Source organism: Lutispora sp. QWL-02 (genome assembly GCF_058315355.1).
Genome location: NZ_CM177762.1, coordinates 1,823,072 through 1,837,675 on the forward strand (window position 1 = coordinate 1,823,072; position 14,604 = coordinate 1,837,675).

The 14,604-nt window shown below is 40.9% G+C and carries 11 protein-coding genes; 10 read left to right on the forward strand and 1 reads right to left on the reverse strand.

Annotated features, from left to right (window positions below):
- Window positions 1-17 precede the first annotated feature (17 nt).
- Window positions 18-299, reverse strand: coding sequence for a hypothetical protein (locus AC4HCY_RS08350; RefSeq protein ID WP_323430929.1), 282 nt, complete (start codon window positions 297-299; stop codon window positions 18-20).
- Window positions 300-838: 539 nt separating this feature from the next.
- Between AC4HCY_RS08350 and AC4HCY_RS08355 the strand changes: the two genes are divergently transcribed.
- The 10 genes from AC4HCY_RS08355 to AC4HCY_RS08400 all read left to right on the forward strand — a co-directional run bounded on the left by AC4HCY_RS08355 (window position 839) and on the right by AC4HCY_RS08400 (window position 14,601).
- A complete protein-coding gene (locus AC4HCY_RS08355) occupies window positions 839-2,065 on the forward strand; it encodes an MFS transporter (RefSeq protein WP_323430930.1) in 1,227 nt (408 codons plus the stop codon).
- Window positions 2,066-2,282: 217 nt separating this feature from the next.
- The gene (locus tag AC4HCY_RS08360) at window positions 2,283-4,217 is read left to right on the forward strand and encodes a sigma 54-interacting transcriptional regulator (RefSeq protein ID WP_323430931.1); all 1,935 of its coding nucleotides are present in this window, start codon (window positions 2,283-2,285) and stop codon (window positions 4,215-4,217) included.
- Between the two features lie 326 nt (window positions 4,218-4,543).
- Window positions 4,544-5,050, forward strand: coding sequence for a fumarate hydratase C-terminal domain-containing protein (locus AC4HCY_RS08365; protein WP_323430932.1), 507 nt, complete (start codon window positions 4,544-4,546; stop codon window positions 5,048-5,050).
- Between the two features lie 12 nt (window positions 5,051-5,062).
- Window positions 5,063-5,920, forward strand: coding sequence for a fumarate hydratase (locus AC4HCY_RS08370; protein ID WP_491095837.1), 858 nt, complete (start codon window positions 5,063-5,065; stop codon window positions 5,918-5,920).
- Between the two features lie 319 nt (window positions 5,921-6,239).
- Window positions 6,240-7,598 (forward strand): amidohydrolase family protein, encoded by a 1,359-nt coding sequence (locus AC4HCY_RS08375; protein ID WP_491095838.1) that lies wholly within the window; start codon window positions 6,240-6,242, stop codon window positions 7,596-7,598.
- 179 nt (window positions 7,599-7,777) lie between these two features.
- Window positions 7,778-9,028: a methylaspartate ammonia-lyase gene (locus tag AC4HCY_RS08380; RefSeq protein WP_491095839.1), complete on the forward strand. Its 1,251-nt coding sequence runs from the start codon at window positions 7,778-7,780 to the stop codon at window positions 9,026-9,028.
- Window positions 9,029-9,045: 17 nt separating this feature from the next.
- A complete protein-coding gene (locus AC4HCY_RS08385) occupies window positions 9,046-10,575 on the forward strand; it encodes a 4Fe-4S binding protein (RefSeq protein ID WP_323430936.1) in 1,530 nt (509 codons plus the stop codon).
- A gap of 23 nt (window positions 10,576-10,598) precedes the next feature.
- Entirely contained in the window at window positions 10,599-12,515 is a 1,917-nt protein-coding gene (locus tag AC4HCY_RS08390; protein ID WP_491095840.1) for a TRAP transporter permease, read from the forward strand.
- A 37-nt stretch (window positions 12,516-12,552) separates the two neighbouring features.
- Complete coding sequence (locus AC4HCY_RS08395; protein ID WP_491095841.1) at window positions 12,553-13,590, forward strand: TAXI family TRAP transporter solute-binding subunit; 1,038 nt, start codon at window positions 12,553-12,555, stop codon at window positions 13,588-13,590.
- A 141-nt stretch (window positions 13,591-13,731) separates the two neighbouring features.
- Window positions 13,732-14,601, forward strand: coding sequence for a hypothetical protein (locus AC4HCY_RS08400; protein WP_323430939.1), 870 nt, complete (start codon window positions 13,732-13,734; stop codon window positions 14,599-14,601).
- Window positions 14,602-14,604: the final 3 nt, after the last annotated feature.

Here is a 14,604-nt window from a genome sequence, read left to right on the forward strand (position 1 = left end):
ACTTAATGAAGCCTCGTTCAACTTCTCATCTGTCTAAGCTTTGCCTCTACAATGGAACTTGTGGCAAGTATAACAAATATAGTGTCAAAAGTGTATTTAAAAAATACTTCTTTATTTAGCAGCACCTCAACCCAACCATGATATCCTACCAATATGGCGGACTTAGCAATGAAAAGTATATGTATGAAGCTTCTTAGCCCATTGCATCTTTCGAAATCCTTTGCTAAAACAGCCGTACCAAAAGAACACACAGATATCAGTATAAAAAAGTATAATATAAAAAGCACATAATCGATCATTACGTACCCCTCCTTTTGTGAAACTTATCCTATGGTGGGTTATAGCTGATACTATCGTTTCTTTTCAAATAGGAGATAAGAAGCGCTAAGCTCTAGAATAGCATCTTCTAAAGCTCAGATAGATCTATAAACCTCAATTGGACAATAGATGCTGTTAATTCAGCATTCATATATATTTTAATATGTATAATGATATAGGTCTCCAACCAATAACTATTATACTACACCAACCAAATAGAAGCTATACTTGAATAGAATTATTTAATATCAAGGATTTAGAAATATATAGAAGATTGTTAATTGAACTACAACCAACCAAAAACTATTTGTGCCATATTATTTTACGTATTTATACGATGGCTAACCACCATTAAAAACTCCATCTGAACTAAGAACGCTGTTAATATAGGATGCAGCTATGTTATAATTAATAATAGAGCTAGTGCGCCAGCTATTGCCGTCGCTGCTCCTTTCTTGTCAAGCGGGAGATGGACGATGTCAGGCTCGCTCAATAACTAAAATTGCAGAGGTAATTTTACATGTCCAGCATTTTATATAAATTTAAACATAATGGAAACTTCAGCAAGCAAGTAAAATTATATATGTTGAACACCTTCATCAGCTATCTTGTGATGTCAGCTTTCGCAAATGTGCTGCAAGGCATATACTTTAAGAGATTAGGCTTTGAAGAAGGCTTTATAGGAAATGTAATAGCGCTTAAAACCGTATTGATCGGATTAAGTGCTGTGCCTGTGGGAATGCTGTCGGATATTATAGGCAGGAAGCGGGCGGTAATGCTGGGAGTAATAATAAGCAGTTTAGGATACTTGGGGCAATGTATTTTTACATCCCAGCTGCTTATTTATTTTTTTGCCTGCCTGAACGGTATAGGATCAGCAGTTATGTATGTTAATGACGCGCCGTTTCTGGCTGAGAATTGTGAGGAAGAAAAAAGGATCAATCTGTTTAGCATTAATTTTATAATAAATCAGCTTGCTTCTATTTTCGGCTCCTATAGTGGGGGAAGGATACCGGAATTGTTTGGAGGCGAAAGCATAAGCATCCTAAGAGGCACTCAAGTATTTTTTTCCTTGATGGTATTGCTCGCATTAGTTCCTCTATACAAGATCAAGAATGAGAAGACAAGCGAGAGTATCCGCAGAGAAGGCAGTTTTTTCTCTCTCTTAAAAAGAAAAAATGTAGTGTTGATAATAACTTATAATATGCTTATAGGTTTCGGTGCAGGGCTTGTGATACCTTTTTTCAACCTGTTCCTTCATTACAAGCTGAATGTTGGAACTAGAGTAGTCGGCACAATAATGGCTTATTCTCAGGTCGCTACAATAATCGGTGCCTTTTTGGTGCCTTATGTTTCTAAAAAGCTGGGGAGGGTATTTACTGTTCAGCTTTGTCAGATATTGTCTATTCCATTTCTGTTGATCATATCCATAGCAGGGAACGTATGGCTTACAACCTTTGTATTCTTCATGAGAAGCGCTCTTATGAATATGGCTCAGCCTGCCTTGCAGAGTCTTACCATGGAGATTGTAGGGGATGAAGAAAGGTCGGCCTTGAGCAGCCTTATGAATTTGTCAAATCATATAACAAGAGGTATCAGTGCATCCGTTGCAGGTTTTTTAATGGCCAACGTCAGCTATGAACTCCCTTATTATATAACTGCTGTATTGTATATAACTGCGATCTTGCTGTTCGCCAGGATTTTTGACAGCGGAAAAAGAAAAATCGGATCGCCCATGATCAAATAGTAAGAAATTTAATAAAATGATTTTGATAATTAAATAACGATGAAAGAAGGATTTTTATGCCGGTGCAAAGAATGAATAATATACTAAAATTCTAACCGGCTGTTTTAGTTCAATGCAGATTTGAATTGCGGTAATGCTTGTATGTTTTGCAAGGCTGGCAATTTGAACGGGCTTATACAAAAGTTTAATGAATGTAGCAGAAAAAGGAGTTGTGGATATGCATAAAATTGCAGTAATATATTCTACTTATCCTGAATTGGAAAAGATTGCGCATGAATATGAGGTAAAGAAGGGTTATCATGTAGAGGTTCAAAATTGTGTTTTGAATAAAGCGGTTGAAGTAGCCAGAGAATATGAAGCCAAGGGCTTTGATGTTATCATAAGCCGTGGGGCTACCGGGAGATTGATAAGTAAAGCTGTGGATATCCCTGTAGTAGATATAGAGATAACAAATTTTGATATAATAAAGACTCTTTATAAAGCCAAGGCGCAAGGCACAAAAATGGCTTTTTATTTATATGACAACGATTTAAGATATAATGATTTTGATTTCATAAGAAAAGTCCTTAATATCAACAAAGAGGATTTAAGCATTTATTATTTTGAGGATGTATCCGAACTAAAAGAAAAAGTGGCAAAAGCTTATTATGACGGTATCGGCACGGTTATCGGCATAGGAGCATATACAATTGAAATAGCTAAGGGCTATGGGATGAAAACTGCTATGGTTCGGTCCCAGAGTGAAGCTATCTATAATGCGTTTACCCAAGCCGAAAAAATGATTGAGGCTGTTCATGATCTCCGAAAGGTGAACAAATCCTTCGATGCATTTATACAAGAAAGCTTTTTGGGTTTAATATTCTTGGATAGCAGCAGGAAGATCACATATCTTTGCGAAAGCATATCCCGGTATTTAAAAATAAATCCAAGCCTGCTTATAGATAGAAGTATAGATGATGCGTTTAAAGATATACCATTATTTCAACCGCTGCTTGATAATAAAAACAGTTATAAGGCAAATTGTATGGGCAGCGATCTGTTTGTAAAGAAAACTACCTTGCAGGGCAATGGAGAAATAATAGGTTATGCAATCAAAATTCAATATGCCAGCTATAGCAGTGATGTTTTGAGCATGAAAGAGCTGGAAGCAGGCAATGCTAAAAATACTACAAATAAAGCAGGGTTAAAGGCCAGATATACCTTTGATGATTATATAGGAAAATCTGAAGCGGTCGAGGCCCTGATAAAAAAAGCAAAGAGCTATAGTAAGACAGATGCGAATATCTTGATAATAGGTGAAAGCGGTACGGGGAAAGAGGTTCTTGCTAATGGCGTCCATAATGAAAGCCCCAGAAAAGGCGGACCATTTGTGGCAATAAATTGTGCTGCTCTTCCTCAAAGTCTTCTTGAAAGTGAACTGTTCGGCTACGAAGAGGGCGCTTTTACCGGCGCTAAAAAGGGCGGCAAAATAGGAATTTTTGAACTTGCTCAGAGAGGCACGGTATTTTTGGATGAGATTTCTGAAATAACTTTAGCGGCTCAGGCCCAACTTCTCAGAGTAATTCAGGAAAGAGTGCTCATGAGGGTGGGAGGTAATAAGCCCATACCTGTGGATGTGAGAATAATAGCTGCGACGAATGCAAACCTGGCTGAAAGGATTAGGATGGGGCAATTTAGAGAGGACCTTTATCATAGACTTAATGTATTGAATCTCCATATACCTCCTTTAAGGCAAAGAAGAGACGATATACCTCATTTGATCAACTATTTTATAGGAATGCATATGAGGAATAAGTCCATAGACATTCCCAGTATATTCATGAAAAAGCTGCAAAATTACGAATGGTACGGAAATGTCAGGGAATTAGAAAACTTTGTTGAAAAATTCGTGATATTATCTCAGGATACCGAAGATTCTTTCAAGCTCCTGGAGGAATTGTATTTTGACCTCATAAGCTCTGAAATGCATGCATCGACTTTCTGCGATGATAAGATAAGCATAAATATAGGGACTATGAGAGATATGGAATTGGAAATAATAGAGGCTTTGTCTCAGAAATATCCCGAGGATAAGGCATCTCTGGCAAGAAAGCTGGGCATAAGCAGGACAAGCCTTTGGACTAAGCTTAAGGAAATAGAAAAAATTAAATAGCTTTAAACCATAAGAAGCCATGGAATAGGAAATGGCATCCTTTCCATGGCTTTTCTATTACATTAAAATGTCGAAAAATGATGAAAAAAGAAAAAATTTATAAGATTATGCAAGTTTTTATGTTTTGGCATAAGATATGCATTATATATGTGTGAAGTGCTTCGAGGCCAGTAAGATTGAAGTTGGCATTCGTTAGGAAGGGGTCTTTATCAGTCCTTACCCATAACAGTCGACAAGTACTATTATAAAAAGGTATCGTTCAAAATTTGAAAAGCACCGTTCAAAAATCGGACACAGACGAAATTTAAAATGAAGGAGGAAATACAGTGCAAGTTTCGACACCAATTTCAAATGCTTTGGTAAAAGAGCTAAAAGTATATGACACTCTCGAAATTACAGGGGTGATATATACAGGCAGGGATGCGGTCTTGCCTAAGATAGTAAAGCTAATCGAAAACAACAGGCTGAATGAAATAGGTATAGATTTAAATGGTTCTGCTGTTTTCCATACGGCGGTCAGCGTAGCCGGGATAGGGCCGACTTCAAGCAATAAGCTGGAAATTGAAGGCTCCATACCGACGCTATCAAAAGCAGGCGTAAAGATTCATATAGGAAAGGGCAGCCTGGGAAAAAATACTGTAGAAGCCTTAAAGGAATATAATTCTGTTTTTGCCGTTACGCCACCGGTCACGGCATTGCTTACCTCGACAATAGTTGATAAAAGGATAGCAGCTTTTCACCAAGAAGGAATGGAAGCATTACACATGCTCCAGGTAGTAAAATTTCCTGTAATTATTGCTGTGGCACATGGTAAATCAATATTCGATAAATAAGGGGTGAGAAAAATGCTTAAATATGATGACGTTGTAAATAAAACGGCAGAAGCATTGGTTAAAGCAAGTACTGCCTTTAGGCCGGACCAAATTGAAGCTTATGAAAGGGCAGCAGCTAATGAAGATAATCCCCACGCTAAATGGGTTCTGGAAAGCATATTAGAGAATGCAAGAATAGCACAGGTTGGTATGTTGCCGCTGTGTGATGACACAGGCATACCCCATGTATTTTTGGAAATTGGTGATGAGTGCGAGGTGCCTGCGGGTTTCTTTGCTGCTGTGGAAGAAGGCATAGCAAAGGGCCTCAAGGATCTTCCAGGCAGACCTATGGCTGTGCTGGGAGATGATAAGCAGCGAATAAGCCAGTCGGCAGGGTTATCCGATGATCCATGGGATCTTAGTATGGCGCCTGTTCAAATGAGGCGCACATCGGGGAGCAAGATAGCATTGACTGTACTGATGCTTGGCGGGGGTCCTGAAATAAGGGGAAAGACATTGCGGGTATTCCACAAGCATTCTGTAAACACGGTTTTGGACGAGATGATAGCATGGGCCAAAGATGGAGCACAGAAGCTGGGATGTTTGCCATGTGTCCTAGGCTTCGGAATAGGGCGTACCAATGTTGAGGCTGCTTCTCTAGCATTGGAAGCTATGAAGAACGGCAATTTCTTGGTTCAGTCGGATATGGAAAGAAGAGTTACTGAGGCTGTTAACAAAGAAGGCTATGGGGCTTTAGGACTGGGTGGCAAGAATACGGTTTTAGCCACATTCATAAAGGTCGGCCCTCAAAGGGCAAGCGGAGTCAGGGTAGTATCTCTCAGGGTAGGCTGCTGCTTTGATCCTAGAAAGGCCACGGTGGTATTTGAATGATAATTCGCTAAATAATCTCATGCAATCAGTTTATATAAATTTGATTGCATTGTAATAACCTGTTGTGCTAACTGATATAAGAGTGCATTGTGAAGGAGCTTAGAGTTTGTTAGCGCAGTATAGGATCAGTTGCGTCAACTGTTTGAGCCTATATGCATTAAATCAGAAAACCACATAACTTACTTGATCCTTAATAGTAATAACAAACGTTGCATGCGAGTTTTGACGCAACCCTATACAAGCTTACAAAGTCTTAGCTTCGGAGCATTCGCAATCGTTATCAGTTAGCACAACACCAATTATAAGGAGGCAAGAATCAATGATAGTATTCAAAAACGGTACCGTCGTAACGGGTGATGGAAAGACATTACTGGATAAGGGTCATGTAATAGTGGAAGGAACAAAGATTGTAGAAGTGACAGAGAAGCTTGATCCTTCTGCCGAGCAAAACGCAGATGAAGTGATCGATTGTACAGGCAAAGCGATACTTCCCGGTATTATTAATCACCATCAGCATGGGGTAACCTTCGGTCCTATATTTGCAAGCGGCGCTGAAAACTATGGGAGAGAGAGAATCCTTGAATTGCTGGACAGAAACCTGCTTCAAGGGCATACAACAGTATTGAATGTTGATGGGTTCGTAACCATGGATGAGGTTGAAGAAACACAAAAACATCATCCCATAAGGATAAAAACCGCTACTACACACGCTCCTATTAATCTGCAGGCCGGAATGCTATGCGACGGAAAAGGTTTGACTGAAAAACACAAAAGAATGACAGCCGAAAAAATGCTTGAAGATGGAGCGGTATGTATCGGAGAGGTCGGCGGAGGGCATACCCTTGGCGGCGGAGGCCAGGATTATCTTTATATACCAAGAGCAGTAAAGAATGAAACAGGAAAGGATATTGATTATCTCCAGGCAAGAGCTATGAAGCTTTCGGTTTTAGGGAGATATATAGAGAAATCCTATTACGAAAGGGACAGAGTAGCAAAAGCATTGAAAGAGCATAATTTGGACAGCTTCCTCACTCCTGAGCAAACAAGGGACATAGTATATAAGACCACATTAGCATCAGTACAAGTAGCCTTAAACGGATATATGGAAGCAGCTAAGCTGGCAAAGGATCTGGATGTCCCGCTGATGTGCCATAATGCACCTACATCCATGAAAATAGTTCATGAAGTGGCAAAGGCCGGGGTTAAAAAATTTATAGCCTGCCATTCCAACTATTTGTTTACAAAAGATGAGGCTGTTGAAAATACGAAGAAGCTGAAACAATATCCGTGCGTGATTATTGATGCTGCAGTACATGATCCTTTCGGTGCTAAGAGATTGGTAGCAACACCGGATAACTTATTTGCTTTCTATGAAGAGGATCTTATAGATATTATCTCTACAGACTTCGCCGCAGGAAGCTTTGATTCAATGCTTGAAGCAATGCAGCATGCCGTTGAGAGAAAGCTTGTAAGCCTTCCAAAGGCTATAGCTCAGGGTACAAAAAATGTTACAGAAGCACTGCCATTGCTTGCACCGAATTTAGGTTTATTGCAAAAGGGCTACACAGCAGATATATTGGTTACCGCTTATCCTCAGGTATCAAAGGTTGAGAGGATATATATCGACGGCAGGCTGGTCGCTAAAAATGGGAAACGGTTATTAAATTCTAATTCGTAATTTATAAAAAATGCGTTGTAGGGTGAGGCGGAAAACACTGAAGTTTATTTATTGATAATCTGTAGCTTTTAATTACTGACTTTTAGTGTTCCTCGTTCCCCTTTGCAATAGCCTCATATAGCACAACATTTATATATAGCATAACAGATCAATAAATAATTTATAGGAGGAAGACAGCGATGATAGTAAAAAAAGTATTATGCACAGAAGGTTTGACAGGGTTCTACATGGATGACAAAGAGGCAATAAAAGAGGGGGCTAAGCCGGACGGTTTTATATATAGAGGTGAGCCCAAAACTCCCGGCTTCAAAACAGTAAGACAGTCGGGACAAGCCGTATCGGTAATGTTTGTGCTGGAAAACGGCGACATAGCATATGGAGATTGTGCGGTGGCTCAATACGCTGCAAGCGGCGGAAGAGAAGTTCCAAACACAGCCCAAGCCTTGATCAAAATTATAAACAAAGAAGTGATTCCTTATTTTGAGGGCAAGAACATAAAAGAGTTCAAAAAGACAGCTGAAGAATTCGACAGAAAGCTATTTGACGGAGTAAGGCTGCCTGCCCCTATAAGATATGGCGTGACGCAGGCCATATTGGAGACTGTGGCTAAAGAACAGCATATTACAATGACCGAGGTTATTGCAAATGAATATGGAATTGAGCTGGAGCTGAAGCCTGTTAGGATCAATGCCCAGTCAGGAGATGAAAGATACACGAATGTTGACAAGATGATACTCAAGGAAGTAGGCATGATGCCTCATGGACTCATAAACAATGTAGAAGACAAGCTGGGCAAAGACGGCAAGAAGTTCCTCGATTGGGTCAAGTGGGTAAAAAACAGAATACAGGATATCGGTGACCCGAACTACAAACCGGTAATGAGATATGATGTATACGGCTGCATGGGGAAAGCTTTCAACAATGATCTGGACAAAGTTGTGGAATATCTTATAGAAGTAGAAAAAGCATGTCAGCCTTATGAGGTATTTGTTGAAATGCCTATAGACTTAAAATCCAATGAAGAACAATTAAAGGGAATGAAATATCTCCGCAGAAAACTTGACGAAGCGGGTTCAAAATTGAAGCTTATAATCGATGAATATGCCAACACCTATGAAGAGATAGTACAATGGGTCGATGCAAAAGGTGCTGATATGGTTCAGGTAAAGACAATAGATTTAGGCGGAATCAACAATATAGTAGAGGCAGTTTTGTACTGCAAGAAGAATGGAGTTCTGGCATATCAAGGCGGTACCTGCAACGAAACAGACAAATCAGCCCTTGTATGCGTGAACCTGGCAGTAGCTACTCAGCCTTTTGCAATGGCAGGCAAGCCGGGAATGGGCGTTGATGAAGGCGTCATGATAGTAAATAATGAGCAGCAGAGATTGCTTGCAATACTTAAAGCAAAGAAAGAAGGCTTAATTTAATAAGAGGAGATTGAAATATGATACAGGTTAATGTAGAAAAGTGTATGGGTTGCAAAGCATGCGAAAAGAACTGTCCTATGGATGCGATCAAGGTTATTGACAAAAAGGCAAAGGTCAGCAAAGAATGCGTAAACTGTAAAACCTGCATTAAGGTATGCAAATTTGATGCTCTCTCAGAAGCAAAGGCACAAGAAGAAATACTGGTCTGTACCAACTGCGGTGTAAAATGTGAAATTCCTAACGGTTTATTTGGAGCCTGCAAAAGGTTCGTTAATGATAATGGGAGCTTACTAAGGTGCAGGCCATTGCAAATACCTGAAAAAACACCTGTAGACAAAGAAAAAATAGCTATCAGCAAACCTTTGATCACTGCTGTAGGGGCCGGAGCAAGCTATCCGGATTATCATCCGGCCCCTTACATAGTGCAGGAAAACATAGATGATTATGATGTTGTTACCGTAGTTACTGAAGCTCCGGTATCCTATAGCTCTATGATGGTCAAGATCGATACAAACTTCTATATAGGCGATGAAGGCGCTTTGGTGAGAAGAGACGGCAAGGTAATGGGAATAGTGACTACAGAACAATATGGCTCTCATATCCTTATCATAGGCGGAGTCAACAGGGTTAAAGGGCCTGATGGAATGTTGGTCGTAAAAACCATGACTCAGCTGGGCAATAAGGAAAAAGTCATCTTAAAGATAGATAATGGAGCAATCTTAGAGTTAGAAGTAGGTAAGGCGCCTATAATAAACGGCGTTAAAGACGAAAAGATGAGAGTTGGCTGCGGCGGCGCATGCTGCGGTTTGTTCGCAAAACATTTGGGGAAATTGATTGATGAGGCGATAATACTGGATCACCACATTACAGGCTTGTTTACCAAACATCCGGCAGGAGCTGAGCAGCTTCCATACAGCGGCGTAACTCCTGTAGGCAGGCTGGCAACGCCGGGAAGGTATTTCTTTGAGCATGGAGACGGATGGGGCGGCACAAATATCAAAGAACCTATAGAAGCAATAAAATCCATAGACATGAATTATGCAAAACCCGGGATGAAAATACTTGTAGCAGAAACTACTTGGAGAAAGGTCGCGCTGTTCAGCGTTAATGAAGAAGGGAAGCCGGTTCAGATTCCTTTGACAGAAGAACTTGAAGAGTTCAGAAAGCTGGCGGCTGACAATTGTGAAGACAGCAGGGTATCCGCTATGTATTATGCCGGAGTAGGCGGCAGCGCCAGAGCAGGAGTGACCGTGGACCCGATCAAGCTGACTCAAGCCGTGCATAGAGGCGATGCAGTATTGACCATTGCAGGAGCTCCTGCATATGTGATGCCGGGGGGAGGAATAACCTTCCTGGCGGATGTAGAAAAAATGGTTGAGAAGCCTTTCAACTATACAGCATCACCTGCGGTAGTCGCTCCAATCGAATATACCATAGTAAAAGAAAAATATGGCGATATTGGAGGACACATAAAAGCTGTAAGAAAAATGGAGGAAGTCATCAAAGAAGATCGCTACCAAATAATTAGACTAGAGAAATCTAAGTAAAAGAAGGCAGGTGTATAAATGTTATGCTAAAGTACTTAGCTAATATAACGAAAGAAGGTCAAAAGAGAAAACTTACCGGAAAAGATAAGAGAATAATCAGTGCCGTAGCTATAATAATGTCGCTTTATCAGCTTTGGCAAAGCACTTTTTCCAGTATACAGCCTTTGCTTCATTACAGTATACATTTAACTTTTATCCTAGTATTAGGCTATATGCTTTATACACCATATGAGGGCTGTGACATAACCAAGATACCTAAGCATGATTATTTGCTGGCTATAATGGCAGCATTATCAGGTATATATTATGCTACTCAGATACCGAGATATCTGCTGAGATGGCCTCAAGTGGACCCGCTTCTTGCGTTGGATATTGTTGCAGGCATTATTATTGTTCTATTTGTGATTGAACTGACAAAAAGGACAATGGGTTCTGTACTGCCATCTATTGGGATAATATTCCTCTTGTATGCACTGTTTGGTCATCTGATACCCGGTTATATAGGGCACAGGAGAATAGTTCCTATAGATGTGCTGGATCAGTTGGTATTTACCACCAATGGAGTATTTACTTCACCTATAGTTGTGGCATCCACTTATGTATTCCTTTTTGTCTTGTTTGGTTCTTTCTTCGCAAACTCAGGTGCGGGGGATTTCTTCTATAAATTCTCTATGTCAGTAGCAGGACGGTATACAGGTGGTGCAGGTAAGGTTGCTGTGGTTGCCAGCGCACTATTTGGCATGATCAATGGCAGCCCCACAGCCAACGTTGTTACTACAGGCTCTTTTACGATACCTATGATGAAGAAGGTAGGGTATGATTCTAAGTTTGCAGGAGCTGTAAATGCAGTAGCAGCGACAGGTGGAGGAATAATGCCCCCCATTATGGGCACAGCAGCCTTTCTGATGGTAGAGATGGCGGGCATTCCCTATATCGATATAGCGGTTGCTGCGGCTCTCCCTGGAATACTATTTTACCTGGCACTTGGCTTCATGGTACATTTCAGAGCCAAAAAATTAGGTTTGACCGCAGTGGATCCCAAAGATCTGCCGCCCGTCGGCAAAACACTGAAGGAGGGCTTTCCCTTTATTCTCCCTTTGGTAGTTCTAGTCGCTATGCTTATAAAGGGCTATACACCTTCACTCGCAGCTGTTGCCGGCATTGTATCCGTAATTGCAGCAAGCTTTTTCAGAAAAGAAACAAGGATGTCGATGGAGAAAATATTGAAATCCTTAGAAGATGGAGCTCTTCAATCCGTCATAGTATCCTTATCCTGTGCCATAGCAGGCATAGTGATCAATGGCCTGATGATAACCGGATTGGGTGGAAAGATAGCAAGTCTTGTATTAAGCGTAGGCGGAGGCAATATATTTGGCGCCCTTTTAATAACCGCAGTTTTATGCACCATATTAGGGATGGGCATGCCTGTAGCTGCAGCATATGCACTTACGGTGTCACTAGCCGTACCCTCCCTATATGAGCTTGGAATACCTCCAATGCCTGCACATATGTTTGTAGTTTATTTCTCTACATTATCCGCTATTACACCGCCTGTTGCCGTTGCGGCTTATGCAGCAGCGGGCATTGCCGAAGCCAATGCTTCGAAAGTAGGCTGGTATGCTTGCTGGATGGGCATAGTATCCTTTATCGTACCTTTCATTTTCATCTATCAACCGGTTCTACTGATCAATGTAAAGACATTCAGCCTTCACACTTTATTTGTAATGTTTGGCTGTATGCTGGGCGTTATTGCCATGGCTGCAGGCATGGAAGGCTGGCTCAGGGACAGGGCCGGAAAAATTACCCGTATAGCATTGTTTATATCGGGATTAATGATGCTATATCCGGAAACTATGACTACTGTTGCCGGACTGGTTGTATTCGCTGCAATATATGCTTACCAAAGAATCAAAATAAAAAATAGTAGTTTAGCAGCCTAAACTATTATTATAAAAAAATTTATGAAAGGGGTATCTTATGAAACGAAAATTTACAAGACTAACAAGTGTTATCCTTTCCATTATAATGGTGATGAGCTTGGTAACAGCATGCTCAGGGGGAGAGAAGGCTCCCGGAGAAAAATCCGGTGAGGCTGCCGAATTCAAGGTACCAGATAAAATCGATGTCACGATTGTAGGGGGCTCCATTGGAGGCGCCTGGGCTGCAATAGGAGAAGGCGTGGGAGAAGTTATACGCAGAAGCTATTCCGGCTCCAATACAGCATATGAAGTCGGACAAGAAGCCGCCAATATCGCCCTGGTTTCTGCCGGAAAGATTCAACTAGGCATAGCTCATACAGGCCTTATAAAGATGGCTTCCGAAGGCAAAGCACCTTTTAACAAAAACATGGACAACCTGCGAGCTCTAACTGTTTTGTACGGTGAGGCTGCACAGCACTTCCTTATCAAAGCAGATACGGGGATCAAGAACTTTGATGATCTAAGAGATAAAAAATATCCCTTGAAGCTTAATCTTAATACAGCAGATTCCTTTATGGAGATAGTAGGAAAAGAAGCATTAAAGGCCAGTGGTATCACCTACGAGGACATAAAGGCCTGGGGCGGATCAGTTGATTTCATGTCAATGGGTAATTCCATCGATTTGATGAGAGACGGGAAGTTACAGGCATATAGCAATGTCATTCAAGTTCCGTCAAGCCATATAGTAGATGCTTCCACAAATTTAAAGCTGGATCTTCTTCCATTGTCGGATGAAGCTATAGAGAAGGTAAATGCAGAGCTTGGAACTTATAAAACTATAATACCCAAAGATAAATATTCTTTCCTTGAGAATGATGTTCCTACTGTAGCAGCAACAGTTGTCCTGTTTGCAAGCACTGATCTTAGTGATGGAGAAGCTTATGCGATAGTTAAGTCGTTAGATGAAAACCTGAGCTATTTCAAAGGCATACATGCTTCCCTGTCTGATCTGGATTTAAAAAAGATGACAGAGGTTTCACCGGTGCCGTTACATCCCGGTGCTGAAAAATACTATAAGGAAAAAGGCGTGCTCTAGAATATCAAAACGAGACCTAATTCAACTCGTTGTGCTAGTTGATAACGATTGCAGAGCTTCTTCACAATGCACTCTTATATCAGCTGGCACAACAGGTTAGGTCAGGGTTAACAATCCAATCGGAAGGGAATCGGATTTGATTTGGATGAAAGATTTAAAATAATAAAAGAAGGCAAGGTATTGGTAGACCACGGACCCATAACCATGGTTATCGAGGCGGGGCTCAGGGAAGAACCTTATACCTATGCAGCTGTTGCTGGCGCCAATAAAGCCTTGGAACTGTTGGAACAATTAGCAAAGGAATTATATGTAGCTAAAAAGTATATAACAGGAATTGGATATGATGAAAAAAACAAATGCTCCTTGGCGCTCAAAAAAATGATAGAGTCAGTGGAACGATTGGATGAATCTGACTTTACTCCAATGGCTTCTGTAGCAGGCACATTTTCAGATTTGGTCAAAGAAAAAGTGTTCAAAGCTGGTGCTGACTATGTAGTTGTAAATAACGGAGGAGATATATCATATCAAATGCCTCATAATCGTGAATATATGAGGATCGGTATAATAAGCGACTTATCAGGCAATAAGCCAACACACGTGATCAGGATAAAAGGCAGTAGTGGAATCCACGGCGTTGCTACAAGCGGTTTTGGGGGAAGGAGCCTGACTAAAGGTATTGCGTCAGCCGTGACAGTGTTGGCGGCTGCAGGAAGCCTGGCAGATGCAGCTGCGACTTCCATAGCCAATGCAATATATTGCGAGGACGCTTCTATTGAGAGATGTATGGCGGAAGAGTTGGATTATGATACGGATATCAGAGGCGCAGTCGTAACAAAGAATATTGGAGATATCAAGCAGGAGAATATCGAAATCGCCGTTAGAAATGGTTTAAAGAGAGCAAAGGCCTTATTTGAAAAAAAAGTGATACTGGGTGCAGTGATTTTTCTCAAGGGTCATATGGCTGTTTATCCTGAAAATTCAGCAGATTTCACTATCAGTGCAATATACTAAACA

Coding starts and splice junctions, on each gene's coding strand:
- AC4HCY_RS08395 (WP_491095841.1), top strand. CDS start 12,553: ATGAAACGAAAATTTACAAGACTAACAAGTGTTATCCTTTCCATTATA.
- AC4HCY_RS08390 (WP_491095840.1), top strand. CDS start 10,599: ATGCTAAAGTACTTAGCTAATATAACGAAAGAAGGTCAAAAGAGAAAA.
- AC4HCY_RS08355 (WP_323430930.1), top strand. CDS start 839: ATGTCCAGCATTTTATATAAATTTAAACATAATGGAAACTTCAGCAAG.
- AC4HCY_RS08360 (WP_323430931.1), top strand. CDS start 2,283: ATGCATAAAATTGCAGTAATATATTCTACTTATCCTGAATTGGAAAAG.
- AC4HCY_RS08370 (WP_491095837.1), top strand. CDS start 5,063: ATGCTTAAATATGATGACGTTGTAAATAAAACGGCAGAAGCATTGGTT.
- AC4HCY_RS08380 (WP_491095839.1), top strand. CDS start 7,778: ATGATAGTAAAAAAAGTATTATGCACAGAAGGTTTGACAGGGTTCTAC.
- AC4HCY_RS08375 (WP_491095838.1), top strand. CDS start 6,240: ATGATAGTATTCAAAAACGGTACCGTCGTAACGGGTGATGGAAAGACA.
- AC4HCY_RS08350 (WP_323430929.1), bottom strand. CDS start 299: ATGATCGATTATGTGCTTTTTATATTATACTTTTTTATACTGATATCT.
- AC4HCY_RS08385 (WP_323430936.1), top strand. CDS start 9,046: ATGATACAGGTTAATGTAGAAAAGTGTATGGGTTGCAAAGCATGCGAA.